At 72.3% G+C, this 21,214-nt stretch carries 23 protein-coding genes; 9 read left to right on the top strand and 14 right to left on the bottom strand.

Annotation, left to right across the window (positions count from 1 at the left end):
- Nucleotides 1–65: 65 nt before the first annotated feature.
- The 5 genes from hppD (at nucleotide 66) to ACFYPG_RS13355 (ending at nucleotide 5,317) form a co-directional block, all read left to right on the top strand.
- Entirely contained in the window at nucleotides 66–1,271 is a 1,206-nt protein-coding gene (gene hppD, locus ACFYPG_RS13375; protein ID WP_387352031.1) for a 4-hydroxyphenylpyruvate dioxygenase, read from the top strand.
- A 192-nt stretch (nucleotides 1,272–1,463) separates the two neighbouring features.
- The gene (locus ACFYPG_RS13370; RefSeq protein WP_387352030.1) at nucleotides 1,464–2,456 is read left to right on the top strand and encodes an RDD family protein; all 993 of its coding nucleotides are present in this window, start codon (nucleotides 1,464–1,466) and stop codon (nucleotides 2,454–2,456) included.
- A complete protein-coding gene (hisC, locus tag ACFYPG_RS13365) occupies nucleotides 2,453–3,556 on the top strand; it encodes a histidinol-phosphate transaminase (protein ID WP_355005917.1) in 1,104 nt (367 codons plus the stop codon). The genes ACFYPG_RS13370 and hisC overlap by 4 nt, the downstream gene beginning before the upstream one ends.
- Nucleotides 3,557–3,696: 140 nt before the next feature.
- Entirely contained in the window at nucleotides 3,697–4,251 is a 555-nt protein-coding gene (locus tag ACFYPG_RS13360; protein WP_355005918.1) for a hypothetical protein, read from the top strand.
- A gap of 130 nt (nucleotides 4,252–4,381) precedes the next feature.
- Nucleotides 4,382–5,317: a hypothetical protein gene (locus ACFYPG_RS13355; protein WP_387352028.1), complete on the top strand. Its 936-nt coding sequence runs from the start codon at nucleotides 4,382–4,384 to the stop codon at nucleotides 5,315–5,317.
- A gap of 41 nt (nucleotides 5,318–5,358) precedes the next feature.
- Here the strand turns inward: ACFYPG_RS13355 and ACFYPG_RS13350 are convergent, their stop codons facing one another.
- The 6 genes from ACFYPG_RS13350 to ACFYPG_RS13325 form a co-directional block, all read right to left on the bottom strand.
- On the bottom strand, nucleotides 5,359–5,721 hold the full coding sequence (locus tag ACFYPG_RS13350) for an LPXTG cell wall anchor domain-containing protein (RefSeq protein ID WP_357231898.1): 363 nt from the start codon (nucleotides 5,719–5,721) through the stop codon (nucleotides 5,359–5,361).
- A gap of 101 nt (nucleotides 5,722–5,822) precedes the next feature.
- Complete coding sequence (locus ACFYPG_RS13345) at nucleotides 5,823–7,079, bottom strand: PQQ-binding-like beta-propeller repeat protein (protein WP_355005921.1); 1,257 nt, start codon at nucleotides 7,077–7,079, stop codon at nucleotides 5,823–5,825.
- Nucleotides 7,080–7,160: 81 nt separating this feature from the next.
- Entirely contained in the window at nucleotides 7,161–7,643 is a 483-nt protein-coding gene (locus ACFYPG_RS13340) for an SRPBCC family protein (RefSeq protein WP_355005922.1), read from the bottom strand.
- Nucleotides 7,644–7,787: 144 nt separating this feature from the next.
- The gene (locus ACFYPG_RS13335) at nucleotides 7,788–7,997 is read right to left on the bottom strand and encodes a DUF397 domain-containing protein (protein ID WP_130405275.1); all 210 of its coding nucleotides are present in this window, start codon (nucleotides 7,995–7,997) and stop codon (nucleotides 7,788–7,790) included.
- Between the two features lie 247 nt (nucleotides 7,998–8,244).
- Complete coding sequence (gene fahA / locus ACFYPG_RS13330; RefSeq protein WP_387352026.1) at nucleotides 8,245–9,441, bottom strand: fumarylacetoacetase; 1,197 nt, start codon at nucleotides 9,439–9,441, stop codon at nucleotides 8,245–8,247.
- Complete coding sequence (locus tag ACFYPG_RS13325; RefSeq protein WP_387352024.1) at nucleotides 9,438–10,307, bottom strand: hypothetical protein; 870 nt, start codon at nucleotides 10,305–10,307, stop codon at nucleotides 9,438–9,440. Before ACFYPG_RS13325 ends, fahA begins: the two co-directional genes overlap by 4 nt.
- A 94-nt stretch (nucleotides 10,308–10,401) precedes the next feature.
- Between ACFYPG_RS13325 and ACFYPG_RS13320 the strand changes: the two genes are divergently transcribed.
- Nucleotides 10,402–11,568 carry a cupin domain-containing protein gene (locus ACFYPG_RS13320; protein ID WP_355005925.1) on the top strand — a complete coding sequence of 389 codons (1,167 nt, stop codon included), beginning with the start codon at nucleotides 10,402–10,404 and terminating at the stop codon, nucleotides 11,566–11,568.
- 148 nt (nucleotides 11,569–11,716) lie between these two features.
- Here the strand turns inward: ACFYPG_RS13320 and ACFYPG_RS13315 are convergent, their stop codons facing one another.
- Genes ACFYPG_RS13315 through ACFYPG_RS13300 form a run of 4 tightly spaced genes read right to left on the bottom strand, consistent with a single transcriptional unit; the run spans nucleotide 11,717 to nucleotide 14,492 of the window.
- On the bottom strand, nucleotides 11,717–12,745 hold the full coding sequence (locus ACFYPG_RS13315; protein ID WP_387352022.1) for a tetratricopeptide repeat protein: 1,029 nt from the start codon (nucleotides 12,743–12,745) through the stop codon (nucleotides 11,717–11,719).
- A gap of 10 nt (nucleotides 12,746–12,755) precedes the next feature.
- On the bottom strand, nucleotides 12,756–13,241 hold the full coding sequence (gene ispF, locus ACFYPG_RS13310; protein WP_387352690.1) for a 2-C-methyl-D-erythritol 2,4-cyclodiphosphate synthase: 486 nt from the start codon (nucleotides 13,239–13,241) through the stop codon (nucleotides 12,756–12,758).
- A gap of 13 nt (nucleotides 13,242–13,254) precedes the next feature.
- Nucleotides 13,255–13,950: a 2-C-methyl-D-erythritol 4-phosphate cytidylyltransferase gene (ispD, locus tag ACFYPG_RS13305; RefSeq protein WP_387352020.1), complete on the bottom strand. Its 696-nt coding sequence runs from the start codon at nucleotides 13,948–13,950 to the stop codon at nucleotides 13,255–13,257.
- A gap of 56 nt (nucleotides 13,951–14,006) precedes the next feature.
- Complete coding sequence (locus tag ACFYPG_RS13300) at nucleotides 14,007–14,492, bottom strand: CarD family transcriptional regulator (protein WP_203148040.1); 486 nt, start codon at nucleotides 14,490–14,492, stop codon at nucleotides 14,007–14,009.
- A gap of 328 nt (nucleotides 14,493–14,820) precedes the next feature.
- Here ACFYPG_RS13300 and ACFYPG_RS13295 point away from each other — a divergent pair, with 328 nt between their 5' ends.
- Nucleotides 14,821–15,513 carry a hypothetical protein gene (locus ACFYPG_RS13295; RefSeq protein WP_355005928.1) on the top strand — a complete coding sequence of 231 codons (693 nt, stop codon included), beginning with the start codon at nucleotides 14,821–14,823 and terminating at the stop codon, nucleotides 15,511–15,513.
- Nucleotides 15,514–15,523: 10 nt separating this feature from the next.
- Here the strand turns inward: ACFYPG_RS13295 and ACFYPG_RS13290 are convergent, their stop codons facing one another.
- The 4 genes from ACFYPG_RS13290 to ACFYPG_RS13275 form a co-directional block, all read right to left on the bottom strand.
- On the bottom strand, nucleotides 15,524–16,171 hold the full coding sequence (locus ACFYPG_RS13290; RefSeq protein WP_387352019.1) for a hypothetical protein: 648 nt from the start codon (nucleotides 16,169–16,171) through the stop codon (nucleotides 15,524–15,526).
- Nucleotides 16,172–16,202: 31 nt separating this feature from the next.
- On the bottom strand, nucleotides 16,203–17,252 hold the full coding sequence (locus ACFYPG_RS13285; RefSeq protein ID WP_355005930.1) for a type III polyketide synthase: 1,050 nt from the start codon (nucleotides 17,250–17,252) through the stop codon (nucleotides 16,203–16,205).
- A 94-nt stretch (nucleotides 17,253–17,346) separates the two neighbouring features.
- The gene (locus tag ACFYPG_RS13280) at nucleotides 17,347–18,513 is read right to left on the bottom strand and encodes an acyl-CoA dehydrogenase family protein (RefSeq protein WP_355005931.1); all 1,167 of its coding nucleotides are present in this window, start codon (nucleotides 18,511–18,513) and stop codon (nucleotides 17,347–17,349) included.
- Nucleotides 18,514–18,553: 40 nt separating this feature from the next.
- Complete coding sequence (locus tag ACFYPG_RS13275; protein WP_387352016.1) at nucleotides 18,554–19,327, bottom strand: class I SAM-dependent methyltransferase; 774 nt, start codon at nucleotides 19,325–19,327, stop codon at nucleotides 18,554–18,556.
- A gap of 46 nt (nucleotides 19,328–19,373) precedes the next feature.
- Here ACFYPG_RS13275 and ACFYPG_RS13270 point away from each other — a divergent pair, with 46 nt between their 5' ends.
- Together ACFYPG_RS13270 and ACFYPG_RS13265 are read left to right on the top strand one after the other, a co-directional pair.
- Nucleotides 19,374–20,213 carry a UbiA family prenyltransferase gene (locus ACFYPG_RS13270; RefSeq protein ID WP_355005933.1) on the top strand — a complete coding sequence of 280 codons (840 nt, stop codon included), beginning with the start codon at nucleotides 19,374–19,376 and terminating at the stop codon, nucleotides 20,211–20,213.
- A 140-nt stretch (nucleotides 20,214–20,353) separates the two neighbouring features.
- Complete coding sequence (locus tag ACFYPG_RS13265) at nucleotides 20,354–21,133, top strand: hypothetical protein (protein ID WP_355005934.1); 780 nt, start codon at nucleotides 20,354–20,356, stop codon at nucleotides 21,131–21,133.
- The last annotated feature ends 81 nt before the right edge of the window (nucleotides 21,134–21,214 follow it).

The raw sequence follows: 21,214 nt of genomic DNA, 5'->3' as shown, positions 1-21,214 counted from the left end.
GATCCTCGCCTCAAGAACCGACCACGGCGGCCCACAAGGCCGGCCGGTACGCGAGGGAGCCCACCATGACCCAGGCGATCGACCGACCCAAGTCGACCGAGGACGTCGACGTCGACCGGCTCGTCGGCGCTGTCGACCACGACATCAGCCACGACCCGTTCCCGGTCCGGGGCCTCGACCACGTGCACTTCCTGGTCGGCAACGCCAAGCAGGCCGCCCACTACTACTCCACCGCCTTCGGCATGACCTGCGTGGCGTACCGCGGCCCCGAGCAGGGCTACCGGGACCACGCCCAGTACGTGCTGACCAGCGGCTCGGCCCGCTTCGTGCTGACCGGCGCGGTGCGCCCGGACGCCGAGGGCGCCGAGCACGTGGCCCGGCACAGCGACGGGATCAGCGACATCGCGCTGGAGGTCCCGAACGTGGACGCCGCGTACGCGCACGCCATCGCGCAGGGCGCCACCAGCGTCGTCGAGCCGCACGACGTGACCGACGAGCACGGCACCGTCCGGATGGCCGCCATCGCCGCGTACGGCGACACCCGGCACACGCTGGTCGACCGGTCCCGCTACACCGGCCCGTTCCTGCCCGGCTTCGTGGCCCGGGGTCCGATCGTGGACCGGCAGCCGATGATCGACGCCGGCATCCAGCCGAAGCGCTTCTTCCAGGCCGTCGACCACGTGGTCGGCAACGTGGAGCTGGGCCGGATGGACGAGTGGGTCGAGTTCTACAAGCGGGTGATGGGCTTCTCCAACATGGCGGAGTTCGTCGGCGACGACATCGCCACCGACTACTCGGCGCTGATGAGCAAGGTCGTGGCGAACGGCACCCGCAAGGTGAAGTTCCCGCTGAACGAGCCGGCGATCGCCCGCAAGAAGTCCCAGATCGACGAGTACCTGGAGTTCTACCAGGGCCCGGGCGCGCAGCACATCGCCGTCGCCACCAACGACATCCTTGCCAGCGTCGACGCGATGCGCGCTGCCGGCCTGGAGTTCCTGGACACCCCGGACTCGTACTACGACGACCCCGAGCTGCGTGAGCGGATCGGCAACGTGCGGGTGCCGATCGAGGAGCTGAAGGCCCGCAAGATCCTGGTCGACCGGGACGAGGACGGCTACCTGCTCCAGATCTTCACCAAGCCGGTGCAGGACCGTCCCACTGTCTTCTTCGAGCTGATCGAGCGGCACGGCTCGCTGGGCTTCGGCAAGGGCAACTTCAAGGCGCTCTTCCAGGCGATCGAGCGGGAGCAGGAAGCCCGCGGCAACCTGTAACACTTGCGAGCGTGACGCAACCTCCGTCGTACCCGACGCCGCCGGCCGGTGGGCCCCGACCCACCGCCGGCGGCTTCGCGCCGCAGCCCGGACCAAACCCCCAGGGGTACGCCCCGCAGTACCGCCATGCCGAGTTCGAGGGAACAGCCGTCGTTAAGGTGTCCCAGTGAGCGAGCGAAGCGGAGCGACGGCGTGAGTGTGCAACCCGGCTGGTACGTCGACCCCGCCGACACCGAGACCCGGCGTTACTGGGACGGCGAGGGTTGGCTCGGTGCGCCCATTCCCGTCGACGCGACTCCGCCGGACGGTCCGCCGCCCGCCGAGCCGCCGCCAGCGCCGGTCACCCCGGCCGCGCCAGCGGCGTCGACGACCCCCGAGTCGGCGACCGGCGCTCCGGGCTGGTCGCCCCAGCAGGGCCCACCCCCTGAGTACGGCCCGCAACCGGGGCACGGCCCGGGCTGGGGACCACAGGCCGGCCCTCCCGGCTGGGGCCCGCAGGGCGGTCCGTCGGGCTGGGCACCACCGGGTGCCCCTCCCGGCTGGGCGCCCCCGGCCGGTCACCCCGGCTGGCCCGGACGTCCGCCGGAGCCGCGACCGCACGGCTTCAGGTTGGCCGGCTACGGCCGTAGGTTGGTCGCCCGGCTGATCGACTTCGGTCTCGTCCTCGCACTGAACGTGGTTGTCAACGGCTGGTTCGTCTGGCGCTGGGCGCAGGAGTGGGCGCCGTACTGGCAGGAGGTTTTCCGGCGCGCGTCGCGCGGAGACACCTCCGCCGACGGCCTGCCGCTCCCCAGTGAGCAGGCGAATTCTCTGCTGGTGGCGATCCTGCTGATCGCCACCGCGCTCTGGCTGGCGTACGAGGTGCCGACGATGGCCTCCGGCGGGCAGACAGTCGGCAAGCGGGTGATGCGGATCCGGGCGGTGCCGATGGCCGCCGACCAGCCGCTGGGCGTCCGCCGGGCGCTGAGCCGCTGGAGCACGATGGGCCTGCCGACACTGCTCTGGTACTGCGCCGGGCTCGGCCTGGTGCTGCAACTGGTCGACGCCCTCTCCCCCCTCTTCGACCACCCCCTGCGCCAGGCGCTGCACGACAAGCGCGCACAGACGGTGGTCGTCGAAGTCCCCCAACACACCGACACCGCCCCCTCGAACGACCGCAACCAGCCCTCGGGAGACACCCCATGACCGACTCCGGACGTCACCAGCCGGCGCTGCGGCTGACCCGCGTCGACCTGGACGCGCTGCCCAGCTACGTGCCGGGGCGCAGCCCCGCCGACCTGGCCCGCGAGTTGGGCCTGCCGGAGGCCATCAAACTGGCCAGCAACGAGGTGCCGTACGGCCCGCTGCCCGGCGTCGTGGAGGCGGTCACCGAGGCCATCACCACCTCGCACCGCTACCCGGACATGGGCGTGGTCGCGCTGCGCGACGCGCTGGCCCAGCGGTACGGGGTGGACGCCGACCGGATCGCCACCGGCTGCGGTTCGGTGGCGCTGGCCGAGCACCTGGTGCGTGCCACCTGCCTGCCCGGCGACGAGGTGCTCTACTCGTGGCGGTCCTTCGAGGCGTACCCGATCATCGTGGCGACCAGCGGCGCGACCAGCGTGCGGGTGCCCAACGACGCCGGGCACGGGCACGACCTGGCGGCGATGGCGGCGGCGGTGACCGACCGGACCCGGGTGATCTTCGTCTGCAACCCGAACAACCCCACCGGTACGGCGGTACGCCGCGCCGAACTGGACCGGTTCCTCGACGCGGTGCCGGACGACGTGCTGGTGGTCATCGACGAGGCGTACCGGGAGTTCGTCACCGACGCGGAGGTGCCGGACGGTCTCGACTACCTGGACCGGCCGAACGTGGCGGTGCTGCGCACGCTGTCGAAGGCGTGGGGGCTCGCCGGGCTGCGGATGGGGTGGCTCGTTGCCCAGCCGGTGGTGGCCGCCGCCATCCGCAAGGTGGCGACCCCGTTCTCCAGCAGCACGGCAGCTCAGGCCGGGGCGCTCGCCGCGCTGACCCAGGTGGCGGAGATGGAGCGCCGCTGCGCCCTGGTCGTCGCCGATCGGGACCGGGTCACCGAGGCGCTGCGCAAGTTCGTGCCCGAGGTGCCGACGAGCCAGGCCAACTTCGTCTGGCTGCCGCTGGGCGAGCGGGCCGTGGCGTTCGGCAAGGCGTGCGAGGCGCGCGGGGTGATCGTGCGGCCGTTCGCCGGGGACGGGGTCCGGGTCACCATCGGCACCCCGGCCGAGAACGACGCGTTCCTGGCTGCGGCCGAGGCCGCGCTGGCCTGACCACCGACGATCTCCTGTGACCAACTGGTGACAGGTGGGTGATTTGTCCGCTTAATGCGTCACTTGCCCCTATCTTCCGAAGTAGCCGGCCGTGCCGAGGAGTCACGCCGGCTCACTTCGAGAAAACGGGGTAACGAACAGTGCGTACTGCCAAGATCTGTCTGGCCGGGGCGGCCGCAGCGGCGATGGTGGGCTTCCTCGCCGCGCCGGCTGCCGCCGCGCCCACCGACACCACCGACACCACCTTCGAGGTGCTCGCCGGCACCCTCGACATCGTCGCGCCGGCCACCGCCGACCTCGGCAACGGTGCCCCCGGTGGCGTCATCACCGGCCAGCTCGGCGTCGTGACGGTCACCGACTCGCGAGGTGCCGCCGATGCCTCCTGGGTCGCCTCGGTGACCGCGAGCGTCTTCCAGACCGGCGGCGGCTCACCGCCCGAGACGGTCCTCCCTGAGGAGATCGACTACTGGTCCGGCCCGGCAACGGCCACCACCGGCACGGGCACCTTCACGCCGGGGCAGGCCACCGCCGGCGACGCCCAGCCGCTGTCCAGCGTCACCCCGCTCACCGCGTTCACCCACAGTGGCGGTACCGGGGGCAACACCGCCAGCTGGAACCCGACCCTGGACGTCAACGTCCCGCTGGACAGCATCGCGGGCGTCTACACCGGCACGGTGACACATTCGGTGGCATAGCCGCCGGGGGCGGTCGACCATCGCTGTCGCCCTCGCCCTGTTCTGCCTCGCCGGTCCGGGTCTGTCGACCCGGGCCGGCGCGGTCGAACCGGAAGCGGGATCCGACGACGGCACCATCGGGATCCGGTTGTTGGAAGCCCCGACCGAACGCCGCGGCGACCCCCGGGCGCTGCGCTACATCGTCGACCACCTACCGCCGGGCACCACAATCAAGCGGCAACTGCTGATCGTCAATCGCACCGACCAGACCCGTCGGGTCGACGTGTATCCGGCGGCCGCGACCCTGAAGGATGCGGCGTTCCGTTTCGGCGAGGGTCGCGCCGAGAACGAGCTGACCTCCTGGGTCACCCTCGACGAGCGCTCAGTCGAGCTGGAACCGTGGGAAGAGACCCGGGTCCGAGCGACAATCACCGTGCCACCGACCGCCTCCCAGGGCGAGCGGTACGCGGTGGTCTGGGCATCCACCGCCTCAACCCCCCGGGCCGGCGGCGAGATCACGCAGGTCCACCGGGTCGGAGTCCGGATGTACCTCGACATCGGGCCCGGTGGCGAACCCGCCTCCGACTTCTCGATCGGCGAGGTACGCCCGGCCCGCAGCCCCGAGGGCGAACCGTCGGTGACCGTCCAGGTCAGCAACACCGGAGGCCGTGCCATCGACCTGACCGGCGCGGTCATCCTTAGCGACGGTCCGGCCGGCAGTCGGGCCGGCCCGTTTCCGGTCGGGCAGGGCGTCACGCTGGCGCCGGGCGCCTCCGGGCACGTTATCGCCCGACTCCCGAACACGTTGCCGAACGGCCCCTGGAAGGCGGAGGTGAACCTGGAGAGCGGCCTGGTGAAGCGGAGCATCGCCGCGCAGGTCACGTTCCCCGACGCTGGTCAGGTCGGGAAACGGGGCGGTGTCGTCTCCCGGATGTTTTCCGGGTGGACCGTGGTGGCGACAACAGTGGGGCTGCTGCTGGTCGTCGGCCTCGCCATGCTGGCCCGCCGGTCCCGCCGGTCCCGCCAGTCGGGTCGGCCTTGGCCTCCCACCAGCCGCCCGAGGGCGCGCACACCGGTTGGTCGGTGATCGCGAACGGGCCAGCCCGACCACCGCCTCCGGCCGACCGGTCAGCTCAGCCTGTTGCGGCGGGCGGCGAACCAACCGGCGACGATCAGGGCCGCGCCCAGGACGGCGAGGAGCAGCGCCGACCCACCCGACCCGGTGACCGGCAACTCACCGCCGTGACTCGGTGTGGGCTGGGGCGGTGCCGTCGGTGTGGACGTGGGCGGCGGCTGAGTCGGAGGCGGTGTCGGCGACGCCGGCAGGATCTCGAAGGTGACGCCCGTGTCCGCCGACGGCTCGGCCCGGACGACGCCGAACCCCTGCGCCGAGGCGGGGCCGGCGGCCAGCACCGGCGACACCGCCAACGCCAGGCTCGCGGTGGCGGCGAGCGCCCCGCCCACGAGGTAGTTGGCTGCTGTCCTGGCCATGCGCCGACCCCTTCCACCGGAAACCTGAACCGTGAAAAACGTACCCTTTCACGACAAAGGGAATGGAATGGTTCGGTGTTCCGAGCCGGAAGACGCCACGATCAGGTGGCGGCCAGGATCACCGTCTCGCCGGTGTAGAAGTAGCGCCGATCATCGCCGGTGGGGTCGACCGGCCTTCGGAGCCGCTCGATCGCGACGAAGCCGTCCTCGGCAGTCACCGCCCCGGGTGCCCAGCCGGTCCCGTCCGACCCAACATTGAGCGCGAATCGGGACAACTGCCTACCGGTCACCGGATCCAGCGTCACCAGATCGTTCGCCTCGGTCAGCAGGTGCACCCGGCCAGGCTGCCCCGCCAGCACCCGAGCCCCGTCCAGGCCCGCGGAGCGCCACAGCTCGGTGCCCGTACGCGCCGATCGACCCACAACGACCCCGTCGAGCACGGCGACGGACTGCTCACCCACCAGCGCGACGCCAGCCGGATCCAGCGCGGGAGCGGCTACCGGCGACCCGGCAGTCAACAACCAGCCCTGGCCGCCCTCGTCACCCGGCCCGGCGGTCCGCAACCCCAGACAGTCCGAGCCCCCGGTACGACAGCCGAGTGGCGTCACCACAAACCCGTCCGGGCCGCCCGGCGGTCGCCAACGCTCCCGTACCTCGCCCGTGGCAGCGTCACGGAACTCGACAGTGGCCGCCCCGGCGCAGGTGTCCAGACCGATCAGCAGCCCGGTGGCGCTGGTGCCGACATCGCTGCGGCACCTGCCGGGCAACTCGACCCGCCACAGCTCCCGACCGCCGCTCAGCTCGACCCCACGCGCCTGGGCATCCCCGGTCACCACCAGCACGATCCGCCCGTCGGGAAGGTCGGTGAGCTGGAGCCCGGGCGCATCCCAGACGGTCGCCGCCCAGGTACGACGTACCGGCGCCGTGCTCTCGACAGGCTCCGGGCCGTCGGCTCGCCAGAGCACCCCGCCGGTCCGGGCGTCGAGTGCGACGAGCTGCCCGTCGGACCAACGGCTGACCACGGTACGACCGCTGGCAACCACCCCGGTCAGCTCCGCCGGCCAGCGCCGGTACGACCAGTACGGGCTGGTCCGGTACCGGCCGTCGACCGGCCGGTCGGCGTAGACCTGACGGTGCGCGGCGTACACCCGCAGTCTCCCGTCGACGATCAACGGGGCGACCGGCAACCGACCGATCACTCCGGCGGCCGGTCGGGCCGGGGCCGGATAGTCGGCCCGCGCCACAGTGCTCACCTCTGCCGGTGCGAGGACCCGGTGGACGATGACCGCGACGGCTGCCGTCGCGAGCAGCGCCGCGACCGCGATCGCGAGCCGTCGCCGGCCTCTCGGGAACCTCATGCCGCACCTCCGCCCGGCACCCTACCCAGCGGAGCGGGCCGGACTCCGAACAGGTCACGGCGAGGGCCGACCGCCTGGCGCTCAGGCGGCTTCGACGGAGCCGGCGGCACCGGCCGCGACGGCGAGGTCGGCGAGATCACGCCAGAGCGCCGCCTCGACCGCCCGCGCGGCCAGCCCGCCGAGCAGCAGCGCCACCACCCGACCGTACGGAGCGGTCGGCACCGCCTCGTGGGTCACTGTGACCGCTGTGCAACCCCGACGGCGGCGGCGGACCGGCCGCAGGCTCCAGGTGATGCGGTAGTCGGCGCCGGTGCCGGAGGAGCAGAGGACCAGTCGCTGCGGTGCGAGCGCCTCGACCACCAGGAACTCCTCGGTCAGCGTGGCGCCGCCCGGCTGGACCCGTTCCTCGCGCCAGGAGGTGCCCGGCCCGAACGAACCCGGGGTGAGCACCTCGATCGGGCCGGCTGCGGTCAACCGGGCCGCGCGGCCGGGCAGGTCGGTCAGCAGACGCCAGACGTCGACGGCGTGCGCCTCGATGATCCCGGTAATCGCCACCGTCGACATGCCACCCTCCCGTGTCCCCGACGGTACGCGGAGTGAGGGCCGGACGGGGCCCCCGGAGCGGAATTTCCACCGTCCGGGGGCCACGCTGTCCGATTGGGCGGTCGCTTCGGCACCGGTCGTCGTCGACCGGCGCCGAAGCGCCGGTCAGCGCTCGAAGCGACCGGCCCGAATCGCGCCGATGAACGCTGTCCACCCCGGCGGGCTGACCGCGAGTGTGGGACCGGTCTGGTCCTTGGAGTCGCGGACCCCGACCAGACCATGGACGTCGACCAGGTTGTCCGCCACTTCCACGCAGAGCCCCTGGTCGTTGGAACGGCTACTGGTACGCCAGACCGCGCCCGCAAGATCGTGCATCGTCGTTACCTCCGTGTGCGTCGGATTGCCCCACCGCTGTGGACGGGCATTGGGCCCGGCCCGTGTGGGACCACTTGATCCGCGTGACCAACGGCGCAACGAGGGCTCTTGATCGCACCCGCTGTGCGATCAAGAGTCCCGTGAACGAGACGACTCGAAGACCAGATGGTCAGAGCGCTCCGGAGGGGTCGCAGTAATCCGACTCAGCAGAGGAAAGCCGCTGCTGGGCTGTACCGCGGCGGCGGCTTCAACGGGCCGGACGAACCGTGCCGGACACCTCGCCGAGGGCGATTGTGGTGCCGTCCGGGCCGGGCGCCGTGGCGGTGATGGTCACCGTGTCGCCGTCGTCGAGGAAGGTACGGCTCTCGCCGCCCACGGTGACCGGCTCGGCCCCGCCCCAGGTCAGTTCCAGGAAGGACCCGATCTGTCCCCGTTCCGGGCCGGAGACGGTCCCGGAGGCGTACAGGTCACCGGTGCGCAGCGAAGCCCCGTTGACGGTGAGGTGCGCCAACTGCTGGGCGGGGGTCCAGTACATGGTGGCGAACGGAGGCTCGCTGACCTGGTCGCCGTTCCACTCGACCGACAGGCGCAGGTCCAGGCCCAGGTGCGGCACGTCCCGCAGGTAGTCCACCACCGGCGGGTCCTGGTCGGGGGCCGCCACGTTGGCGTTGCCGAGGGCGTCCAGCGGCGTCACCCAGGCCGAGATCGAGGTGGCGAACGACTTGCCGAGGAACGGGCCGAGCGGCTGATACTCCCAGGCCTGGATGTCCCGGGCCGACCAGTCGTTGACCAGCACCACACCGAAGACGTGCTCGGCGAAGTCGTCGACGGAAACCCGATCGCCCAACGCGCTCGGTACGCCCACCACGAATCCCACCTCGGCTTCGATGTCGAGGCGTACCGATGGGCCGGTGACCGGGCCCTCGGCGGAGGCCCGCTGCCCGGTCGGCCGGGTCACCGGCGTGCCGGAGACGACCACAGTGCCGGCCCGCCCGTGGTAGCCGATCGGCAAGTGTTTCCAGTTGGGCAGCAGCGGCGGCTGGCCGGGGCGGAAGATCTGCCCGACGTTCGACGCGTGGTGTTCCGAGGAGTAGAAGTCGACGTAGTCGGCCACCTCGATGGGGAGCAGCAGCTCCACGTCGTCGAGGGGCACCAGCAGCGGCTCCACCGCGTCCCGGTGCGCCGGGTCGGTCAGCAGCTCGGTGATCCGCTGCCGTACCGCCGTCCACTGCGGACGACCCAGGGCCATGAAGTCGTTGAGCACGGGCCGGCACAGCGTGCCGGCGGCCAGCACCAGCTCGGCGGCCTCCGCCGCCGCCAGGTCGAGGACCCACGACCCGATCCGTACGCCGATCCGCGAAGGACCCCCGTCCTGCCGGAACACCCCGTACGGCAGGTTCGTCACCCCGTACGGCGAACCGTCGGCGCCGGTCACCCAGGTCATGCGTCGTAGCCCCCGTTCACCAGCCCAAGCCGGATCAGATCGGTCAGTGGTTCCAGGATGCTGCACGAGCCGAAGCCCACCCACAGGGGGCGAGGCCCGTCCAGCCGTGCCGTCGTGCGCTCCACCAGGGGGCGCGGGTCGACAACGGTGAGCAGCTCGGCGACCGTACGCACACCGTCACCCTCGGCGGCGGCCAGGGTCGCGGCCAGCACGTTGGCGTAGCCGTGGTGGGTGAACCCGGTCTCCGGGTCGAGGTGTCGGATCGCCTGGTGCAGCCCGGCGGTGAGCTTGAACGGCAGGCCCCGGTCCCGGCAGGCGCAGATCACGGTGGCCAGTTCGGTGGGGGTGGGGAAGAGTTCGGCGGCCAGGCCGCCGGTGCGGAACTTGGCCGCGACCGGCACCCCGTCGGCCCGCGCGGCGACGAGCGCGTCCAGGGCGCCCATCAGTCCGAAGGTCAGCGGCAGTTCGGCGTAGACGGTTTCCACGCCCGGCAGCGCGTCGGTCAGCCGCAGCAACTCGGCGATGCCGGGCAGTGGGTCCTCGCCGCGCTTGGCAACCGCCACCTCGACCTGGCGCGCCGTGACGCCGTCGGGGGCGAGGAACGACAGCGCGAACGGCAGGTTCCCGATCCCGGTGTCGCCGATCACGCCGACCACCAGGCCCTCGCCCGGGTCGACGAGCCCGGTCAGCTCACCGGCGGCCACGTCCGAGGCGGGGATCAGCAGTGGGCCGACCAGGTCGGCGTACCAGGCGGCGCGGTGTTGGCGGTGGGCGACCAGGGCGTCGTGCAGCGCGGCGCTGCCCGGTGGGAAGACGGCGGCGTCGTCCACCAGGCCGTGGAGGAGTGCTGGCACCTGCGTTGACACGGAACAAGAATGTACGGGACGCTACGAGGAACGGACAACAGCGTCCGATTATCGGACGCCTTCGGCCGGTGAACGGGAAATATCGGGAGGCGAGATGCCGTACTACCGCAGCGTCGGCGAGGTGCCGCGCAAGCGCCACACCCAGTTCCGGCAGCCCGACGGCAGCCTCTACGCCGAGGAGCTGATGGGCCAGGAGGGCTTCTCCTCCGACTCGTCCCTGCTCTACCACCGGTACGCGCCCACCGCGATCCTGGCCGCCGACGAGTTCACAGCGCCCACCTTCACCCGGGCGCCGAACCTGCCGCTCAAGCCCCGCCACCTGCGCACCCACAAACTGGACACCGGCGGTTCCGACCCCATCCTCGGCCGGCAGTACCTGCTGGCCAACGACGACGTACGGATCGGTTACGTCCTCGCCGACCGACCCTCACCGCTGTTCCGCGACGCCACCGGCGACCACTGCCTCTACGTCGAGTCGGGCACCCTGCGGGTCGAGTCCCCGTTCGGCGTGCTGGACGCGGTCGCCGGCGACTACGTCGTCATCCCCACCTCGACCATCCACCGGCTGGTGCCCACCGGCGACCAACCCGTCCGGCTGCTCGCCGTCGAAGCGTCCGGGCACATCGGCCCGCCCAAGCGCTACCTCTCCGTACGCGGCCAGTTCCTGGAGCACTCGCCGTACTGCGAGCGAGACGTTCGCGGCCCCGACGCCCCGCTGCTCGTCGACGGCGAGGAGGTCGAGGTGCTGGTCCGACACCGGCGCGGCTGGACCCGTTACGTCTACGCCAACCACCCGTTCGACGTGGTCGGCTGGGACGGGCATCTCTACCCGTGGGCGTTCTCCATCCACGACTTCGAGCCGATCACCGGCCGCATCCACCAGCCCCCGCCGGTGCACCAGACCTTCCAGGGGCCCAACTTCGTCATCTGCTCGTTCGTGCCCCGCAAGGTCGACTATCACCCGCAGTCGATCCCGGTGCCGTACAACCACCACAACGTCGACTCCGACGAGATGCTCTTCTACACCGGGGGCAACTACGAGGCGCGGCGCGGCTCCGGCATCGAGCAGGGCTCGATCTCGTTGCACCCGTCCGGCTTCACCCACGGCCCCCAGCCGGGTGCCGCCGAGCGCTCCATCGGCGCGGACTACTTCGACGAGCTGGCCGTCATGGTCGACACCTTCCGCCCGCTGGATCTCTGCGACGCCGCCAGCTCCTGCGAAGACGAGGGGTACGCCTGGACCTGGGCGCGTTCTGTGTAGTCGCCCTTGGGGTTTCGCCGGAGCCCGACCCGCTCTGGGCGGTCAGGCTTGATCCCGACGCGGGTCGGGCTCCGGCGAAACCCTGACCTGGTCGAGCTACGCGACGCTGGTGATCTGTGCGGGTCACGCCGAGCGCGGGTTGGCCGGGTTACCGGATGGCGGTTCGGGTGAACACGGCGAACTCGGCTACCGCTGTGGTGGCGATCGCCAGCACCAGGGGCCACGGGGAGCCGACCATGGCGTACACCAGCAGCAGCAGCGGCGCGGCGGCCACGGCGTAGACGGCCAGGGCCATCGCCCGGTCCGAGTGCAGCAGGGCGGGCAGGACGCTCCGGGTCAGCCCGGGCAGCCGGGCCGCGAGCTGCCACACGATGATCCCGCCGGTGAGCGCGGCGAGCACCGCCAGGACGCGGGAGAAGCCGTCGTTCGCCGACGCCGCGAACGCGACCAGCACCGCCGCCACCAGCGACCAGCCCGCGCCGTAGAGGACCAGGCGGTGCAGCCCGTACGCGAGGGTTCGTGGCGAGTCGATCCGCCTCGGGCTGACCGTCACCGCCTCGGCGACGTGCTCCAACGCCTCCGACCAGCGGCGCTGCTCCAGCCGCATGACACCCACGTCGTGGCCGGCCTCGCCGATCCGCGGGTCGAGCCGCAGCGCCTCCCGGTAGGCCCGCTCGGCCAGGTCGAACAGGTCCAGGCGGGCGGCGACCAGGCTGAGCACCAGGTGCGCCTGCGGCTCCTGCGGAGCCAACTCGACACCGCGCCAGGCCGCGTTCAGCGCCGGCTGACCGTTGCGGGCGCCGGCCAGGATCGCCGCCGCACTCCGCTGGGCGTACGCGTCGGCCGGGCCGAGGGTGAGGATCCGGTCGGCGGTGGCCGCCGACTCGCTGTAGCGCTCCAGGTCGGACAGGGCCATGCCCCTGGCGACCAGCGGTGGCAGGGCCTCCGGTGCGGCTGCCACGGCCGTGTCGGCGGCGGTGAGCGCCTCGGTCGGGCGGCCGGCGGCCAGGTGCACCCGGGCCAGCATGGTGAGCGCGTCGACGTCATCCGGCTGGAGGGCCAACCCGTAGGCCAGCTCCCCGGCCGCCTCGTCGTAGCGGCCGAGTTCGGCGAGGAGTTGGGCCCGCTGGACGTAGCCGTCGGCGGCGGACTGGTCGGGGGCAGGGTCGCTGGACATCGCGGCGAGCTTAGGTGGCCGGCGCGTCGTACACCAGGGCCACCGCGACCCCGGCCAACCCTTCCTCACGGCCGGCGAAGCCGAGCCCGTCGGTGGTCGCCGCCGAGATGGTGACCGGGGCGCCGACCGCGGCGGAGAGCACCTCCTGGGCCTCCTCGCGACGCCGGCCGATCTTGGGACGGTTGCCGATGACCTGCACGGACACGTTGCCGATCTCCAGGCCGGCGGCACGCACCCGACGGGCCGTCTCGGTCAGCAGAGCCACCCCGGACGCGCCGGCCCACTCCGGCTGGCCCACCCCGAAGGCGGAACCGAGATCACCGAGACCGGCGGCGGAGAGCAGGGCGTTGCAGGCGGCGTGCGCTGCCACGTCGGCGTCGGAGTGCCCGGCGAGGCCGTCCTGATCGGGCCAGAACAGCCCGGCCACCCAGCACGGTCGGCCCGGCTCGAACGCGTGCACGTCGGTGCCGATGGCCACCCGGGGAACGATCATGATCAGAGGGTACGCGTCAACCGGCCGCGGCAAGCAGATGCTCGGCCAGAGCCAGATCGAACGGCCGGGTGATTTTCAGTGCGTACTCCGAGCCGGGCACGCAGCTCACCGCGACGCCCTGCTTCTCGACCAGCCCGGCGTCGTCGGTGAGGGAGTCACCGGCAGCGGCGTGGGCGGCGCTGAGCACGACCCGACGGAAACCCTGCGGGGTCTGCACCGCGCGCAGTGCGGAACGGTCGACGGTGCCGAGCACCACCTCGTCGGCACCGACTTCCTTGATCGTGTCGACGACCGGCAGGACCGGGATCACCGCGTCGCGCCCGCCTCGTACCGCCGCCGCGACGGATTCGACCAGCTCAGGCGGGGTGAGCGCCCGGGCGGCATCGTGCACCAGGACGATCGTCGGACCGGGGGGCACCGCGGCCAGCGCGGCGGCCACCGACGCCTGCCGTTCGGCACCACCGGGCACCACGGTCACCGGGGCGACCGGGGCCAACAGCTCGCGGACGGCCTGCACCTCGGCGGCCGGCGCGGCCACCACGATGGTGTGCACCGACGGCGCGGCGGCCAGTCGACGCACGGCGTGCACCAGCAGCGGTTCACCGGCGAGCAGGCGCAGCGCCTTGGGTCGGCCGGGGCCGAGCCGTACGCCGGCACCCGCCGCAGGCACGAGGACCGCGACGTCACCGCGCGGATTGAGCTGCGCGGTCACGTCGCGGTCCTCGGTGGTTTCTTCACTACGAAGTGGGTACGACGATGCTGTGCGGACTAGGCCTCGGTGAGGACCTTGTCGAGCAGCGTCTCCGCCTCGTCCTTGGTGCTCTTCTCGGCCAGCGCGACCTCGCCGACGAGAATGTCACGGGCCTTGGCGAGCATCCGCTTCTCGCCCGCAGAGAGGCCCCGCTCCCGCTCCCGGCGCCACAGGTCACGCACGACCTCGGCGACCTTCAGCGGGTTGCCGGAAGCCAGCTTTTCCAGATTGGCCTTGTAACGCCGCGACCAGTTGGTCGGCTCCTCGGTGTGCGGAGCCCGCAGAACGTCGAAGACCTTACCCAGGCCTTCTTCGCCGACCACCTCGCGCACACCCACGATCTCGGCGTTCTCGGCCGGCACCCGGACCGTCAGGTCACCCTGCGCGACCCTCAGGACGAGGTATTTCTTAGGTTCGCCCTTGATGACCCGAGTCTCGATTGCCTCGATGAGTGCGGCCCCGTGGTGGGGGTAAACAACGGTCTCGCCGACACTGAAAACCATAGGTTCGAAACCCCTTTCGCTGTGTCTAGGGTAACACGGTCAGGCACTGATGTCTCTCCGATGTCCTGACCATTGGCGCAGCTCAGGGGCCCTGTGAGAGGTCTTGCTTCAGCTTGACAGGCGGTCAAACCGATGGTTCGAACACGCTCCGTAACGAGCAAATGACTGCCCGGTGCGGGTGAACAGAACGTCGAGATCAAGGGCTATGCGCTCCTCCCATGGTAGCCCGGCCAGCAGGACCGCGCCCAGATGTAGCGCGAGGAGCCCCTGGTGCGGGACCCTGGAGACCGAGCCGCACTCAGCTCTCGAGACGCTTCCAGGGGGTCCGATGGGCAAGCCGGACGCAGAGGGTCACGGGCCAGCCGACGGCCTGCCCGGCCTACCGCCCGAATGGGGCCGCGTGGTGGTTCCCGACGACGCCTCCGCGCTGGCCGCCGAGGCCGCACAGATCCGCCGTGAGCTGCGCCGGGCCGACGGCCTCCCGGGCGGTCACCGGGCCCTGGGCCTACCGCTGGCGGTCCTGTTGGTGGCGGTCCTCACCACGCTGGCTGGCCTACTGGCGGTCACCTGGCCACGCACCAACCGCGAAGCCGACCGGCCGACTCCGGCCCCCTACTCGCCACCCGCGACCCTCGCCGGCCGGGCGCTGCCCGCACTGGACCTGGTCGGTGCGGACGACAAGCCCGTGCCACTGCGCGGCCTGCTACCCGCCATGATCATCCTGCTGGACGGCTGCCCCTGCCCGGACCGGGTCACCGACGCCCTGGCGGCCGCGCCCGCCGGCGTCTCCGTAATTACCGTCAGCGGAGGGCGGACGGTGCCAGCCGGGCCCACCATCGGGCGGCAGGCTCGCGCCCTGGCCGACCCCGCCGGGGGCCTGCGCTCGTTCCTTGGTCAGCCGGCCCGCTCCGGCGCCGCGACCGCCCTGCTCGTCGACCGGGCCGGCATCGTTACCCGGGTGCTGCCCGAGGTGGGCACCAGCGACTCCTACCGGAGCGACCTGAGCGCCCTGGCCGCCTGAGCCAGCCCTGCTAACGAGAGGGCAGGGCGACGAGTTGCGCCTGGATGTCGATGGGCCGGTCGCCGGCCGACAGCGACAACCGGAACGGCCCACTTCCGGGCAGCACCTCGGCGTTGGCGATCGCGCCGTCGCAGTCGATGCGCAACTGGCCGACAACGTCGGCCCCGGTGCTCGTCAACACCAGCGCGCCGGGCCGGGTGCACCGGTACTGCAGCAGATAGCGGGCGCCGCTGTCGCTGGCCTGCCGGGTCAGCCCCTGACCGGGAGCGAGCTCCCGCTCCTCCCGCCAGATGGTCTCGTTGAACGAGGGCAGGTCACCCGAGGGAAAGAGCAGCGCGGGGTCGCCCTCGATGTCGACGATCGAGCCCGTGTCCAGGTCGATCACCGCCCGCGGACTGCTCTCCACCCGGATGACCTCGCCGGTGTCGGGGTCCATCCGAGCCGTGATCCGCGCTTCGGGCTCCTCAGCCGCGATGAGACGTTCCAGTGGGGTGCTGACGCTCCGCTCGGCGCTCGGCGCCACGGTGGGAGGAACAGCCGCACCGGGCGTCGACGAGGGCGCGGCCGAGTGCCACCACCAGCCGCCCACGACCAGGGCGGCCGCCGCAGCACCGAACAGCACCACCGAGCGCAGCCGGTCGTCCGCCGTCACATTCACCCACCGAGCGTACCGGCCGGCCCGACGAGGTTCAGCCCTGTCGATCGAGCAGGGCGGCGTACAGGGTGAGGCCGGGGCCGAAGGCCAACATGACGATGCGCCGAGCCGCCGGTGTCGCCCGACCCAACCGGTCCAGGATCAGCAGGACGGTCGGCGACGAGCAGTTGCCGTGCTCGTCGAGCGTCGCGCGGGACGCCGCCAACCCCTGCGGTGGCAGCGCCAACTCCCGTTCCACGACGTTGAGGATCCTCGGCCCGCCCGGGTGCACGGCCCAACCGTCCACCTCGGAGCTGGTGAGGCCGTGCCGGGCCAGCAGATCGTCGACCAGCCCCCGGACGTGCCTCGACAGCACCTGCGGCACCTTCGGCGACAACCCCATCCGGAAGCCAGCGTCGGTGACGTCCCAGGTCATGTGGTCAGCCGTCGAGGTGTCGGTGACGGCGGTGACCTCGCGCAACGCGTACCCCGGGCCGCCCGGCGTGACCACGGCAGCGACCGCCGCATCCGAGAAGAGCGCGTGGGAGACGATCTGCTGGGTGTCCACCCGGGCGCTGGACGGCTGGATGTGCAGGCTGGTCAGCTCCGCGCACAGCAGCAGCGCCGGTCGCCCCCGAGCGGTGACGAAGTCACTCGCCGCGCCCAGCCCCGGCAACGCCGCGTAACAGCCCATGTGGCCGATGACCATCCGCTGGGTTTCCGCGGCCATGCCCAGGTCCCGGGCGAGCAGGATGTCCAGCCCCGGGGTGGCGTACCCGGTGCAGGAGCAGACGATGAACAGCCCGATGTCGCCGGCGCTCAGCCCGGCAGCGGTCAACGCCCGACCCACCGCCTCCTTGCCCAACGGCAGCGCCTCCACCTGGTAGCGGCGCATCCGGCGCTCGGTCGGCCAGTCGGAAACGTCCTCCAGCAGCGGGTTGACCGCGGCCTGACGCCGGGTCACCCCCGAGTTGGCGAAGATCCGCTGGGCCAACGACCTGGTGGTGCCGGTGAAGTGCCGGGAGAAGAAGCCCTCCCACAACTCGTCCTGCGAAGCGGACGGCGGCTGCGCTGTCCCGAGCCCCGCGATCACTGGTACGGACACGATCCCCACCTCTCGTCAGATGCTGTCCTCCCCCTGGCCGTCCCACCAGCCACGTCGGCTGGTCGTTCCTTCGTGCGAGCCCGGTGGCGCGGGCTCACCAACGTGGTGCCGATCCGTCACGATCCGGGTCGCCGCCCAGCGCGGCGATGCCGAGCCAGTCGGCGCAGACATCAGACGTGGCCGGGTGCAGCGAGCCACAACGGGCGTCGCGGTAGAGCCGCTCCAGGGGATGACCACGGCGGGTGGCCGAGGTGCCCGCCGCCTCCAGCACCGACGCCGCCACCTCGGCGGCCGTGGTGCCGGCGAGCAGCTTCGCCCGCCACACCCAACGGTTGGTCTCCTCGTCACCGGGCGCCTCGTCCACACGGCGGGCCGCCTCGGCAACCACCAGTTGCGCGGCGGCCGTCGCCGCGTCCGCCCGACCCAGCCTGGCCCGCACCGCCGGCAGACCGGCCAGGTTGCGGGCGTTCAGGTGCTCGGCCGCCGCGTCGATCGCCGCGCGGGCGACCCCGACGTAGACGGCCGCGTAGCTGGCCACCAACCAGTGCGGCATCAGCTGCGCGACCACCAGCGCAAGCCCCTCCACCCCGCCGAGCAGCCGGTCGGCGGGCACCGTGACGTCCAGGTGCAGGTCGTGGGAGGAGGTGGCGCGCATGCCGAGTGAATCCCAGGTCGGCTCCACGGTCAGCCCGTCGCCGGCCGGCACCAGGAACTGCGACACCACCGACTGGTCGGCCGCACTGCGCGCCGCCACCAGGTAGCCGTCCGCGTGCCCGGACCCGGAGCAGAAGGTCTTGCTGCCCTTGAGGTGCCAGCCCCCGTCGGTCGGCTCGTACGCAGTGGTGAGCTGGGACAGCCGGGCACCCGCGCCCCGCTCGCTCATCGCGACCGCGTACCAGGAGCCCTGCGCCGCCGCGCTGAGCAGCCGGTCGCGGGCGGCCAGCGCCTCGTCGGGTACGCCCAGCGCCTCGGCCAACTCCTCGGTGACAGCGCCCAGCGCGCCGGTCACCGAAGCGTGCATGTTGAACACCAGGGCCGTCGCACCGTTGCCCCGGGCAAGCTCGGTGGCCACCGCTGCGTACTCGGCGAAGGTGGCACCCAGACCGCCGAGCGCCCGGGGCACCATCAGCCCGAACAGGCCGGCCTCGCGCAGGTCGGCGAAGTCGTCCACGGGGAAGGAACCGTCCCGGTCGTGCTCGGCCGCCCGCGCGGCGAACCGCGGCGCCAACCGGCGTGCTGCCTCAAGCGCGTGCACCGTCATCTCGATCCTCCTCGGCGTTCCATACCCCGCCACGGCCTGACTATCCTTTGCGGACCCCCCGGCCCTGGTACAGCACGGCGGTGGAGCGGGTCGGCACGATGCGCGGCGCGCGGCCGACGGGCACGGCACCGGCCGTTCGGCTCGCGCGAGCGCGGCGTAGCAGCCAGGCGAGCATGCCGCCGACCTGCGGACGGATGCCCCGCAGACTGAGGTCGACACCGTGTCGGGCGCACTCGGCCACCAGCGCCCGAGCGTCCACGAACAACTGTGGATCGTGGATGCCACGGGGCACCGTCGGCAGGCGCTCGGCGATCCGGACCGCGACGAGCCGGGCCAGCGCCGTGTCGTTGAGGGTGTCCAGCACCAGCACTCCGCCAGGGCGCAGCAGCCGACACGCCTCGGCCACCGCGCGCGGCCAGGCCGGCACGTGCTCCAGCAACTCACCGGCCGAGACCACGTCGGCGCAGCCGTCAGGCAGCGGCACCGCCGTGGCGTCACCCTGGACCACCCGCACCCCGTGCTCGGACGCCTGGACGAGCGCCGAGCGGGTCAGATCCACCCCGACGTGGCGGTAGCCCTTGCCCGCCAGGTGCGGCGCGAGCAGGCCGGCGCCGCAACCCAGGTCGATGAGCAACGCGTCCGGACGGGTGGCCGGCGGCACCAGCGCGGCACGGGCCTCAGCCAGCCAGTGCAGCATCGCGAACGCACCATCCGGCCGCCACCACTCACCGGCCAGATCGTCGTACTGACGCGGATCGTTTCGCGGCAGCACCCTCGGACCGGTGGACGCCCCGGCCGCAGCCACGTCTCGCATGGAACCGAGCGTGGCACGACTGCTCGGTAACGACCAGACTTCCCTTATGTCGTCGAGGGTGTTAGGGCTGGTCAGAGCGAGCCATCCGGAACCGGCCGCAGCGGTGACCACGGTGGCCGGTCTGCTGGCCTGGGGAGTGGGCCACCGGCCGACCGGAATCGTCTCGGTGGTGCTCGCCGTGCTGGCCAGCCAGCTCGCCGTCGGCTGGACCAACGACGCGCTGGACGCCGAGCGGGACGCCACTGTGGGGCGTACCGACAAACCGGTCGCCAGTGGCGCGGTCGGTCGGCGCGTCACGGCCTGGGCCGCCGCGGTGGCCGCGGTGGCCTGCCCACTGCTGGCGCTGACCACGAACCCGGTGGCGGCCTTCTGGCTGACGCTCGCCCTGGTCTCCGCCCTGCTCTACGACTGGCCGCTCAAGGCGACCGCGTTCTCGGTGCTGCCCTACGCCGTGTCGTTCGGCGCGCTGCCCGCCTTCGTGGTGCTGGCGCTGCCCGGCCAGCCGTCCCCGCCGGTCTGGCTGGTGACGGCGGCGGCCTGCCTGGGCGCAGGCGCCCACTTCGCCAACGTGCTGCCCGACCTTGCCGACGACGCCCTCACCGGCGTGCGCGGCCTGCCCCACCGGCTCGGTGCCGCCGGCAGCCGGGTGGCCGCGGCGGGTCTCCTCCTCGCGGCGACCGCGACACTGGTCCTCGGACCACCCGGGCCGCCGTCGGCGATCGGCTGGGCGGCGGTCGGCACGGCCGCCGTGGTGCCGCCACTGAGCTGGTACGCCGGACGCTCGGCGATCCGGGCCGGCCGACGGCCGGTGGCGGCCTTCCGGGCGGTGATGCTGGTGGCCCTCATCGACGTGGTTCTGCTGGTGGCGAGCGGTCGGGTGGTGTGAACGCCACCCGGGCAGGTGGCATTGCCGGGTCCGCGTGCGGGCCTCGATCAGTCCCAACTACCCTGGAGCGCGGTCTGCGCGGGTATGGCCACCGTGCCCGGCGTACGGCCCGGGTGGGGATTGTGACGAGGAGGACCGACGTGACGCGCTCGATCAGGGGATCCCGGCGGGCGGCCCTGTTGCTGTCCGGGATTGCGGCGGCCAGCCTGCTGGCTTCGGGATGCGGCACCGGTCAGATCGCCGAGACCGCGTTGAAGGAGCCGTCGGTCCAGGGCGTCAACCTCACGACAAACAACGGTTCCTTCTCCGTGCGGGGCCTGCTCGTGGACTACCCGGGCACCGAGGGTTACAAGGCCGGGCAGGACGCGGGGCTCGGCGCCGTGATCTACAACGACTCCAAGGAAACCGTGACGGTCACCGTCACCACGGAGAGCGCCCGCGAGTTGGTGATCAGCGGCGGCTCGGCGAGCCCGTCGCCGTCCGCCGCGGAGTCCGCCTCCATGAGCCCGTCGCCGTCCGGTTCGGCCAGCCCGTCGAACTCGACGTCCGGTTCGCCGAGCCCGTCGGCGACGCCCTCCGAGACCGGATCGTCCTCGGCCACCCCGTCCGCCCCGGAGTCGGCGCGGGCGTCCGGTTCGGCCAGCCCCGCCGCCCCGGGTCAGCCGGCCCGGATCGAGCTGGCGCCGTTGAGCTACATCCAGTTCAACTCCGAGGCCACCACGCAGCTCCGGCTGATCGGCCTGACCGAGGCGCTGCGCTCCGGCCAGAACGTCGTCGTGACCTTCGACTTCGGCAACGGCAACACGGTCACCGGGCAGGCGCCGGTCGCGGTGCCGCTCACCCCGGCGGCCCCTCCGTCGCCGATCATCGAGCGCGAGGGTGGCTACGAGGGCAACGAGGGCGGCACGACCCACGAGTGACCGACCCGCACATCGACGAACGCCCCGGCGTGGTGACCACCACGCCGGGGTGTTTTCGTCGTACGCGAGGGCTAGCGTCCT

Source organism: Micromonospora sp. NPDC005553 (assembly GCF_042871765.1).
In the GTDB taxonomy this organism is placed as follows: domain Bacteria; phylum Actinomycetota; class Actinomycetes; order Mycobacteriales; family Micromonosporaceae; genus Micromonospora.
The sequence above is the reverse complement of the archived record's forward strand: the minus strand, read 5'-3'. Positions and strand labels throughout refer to the sequence as shown.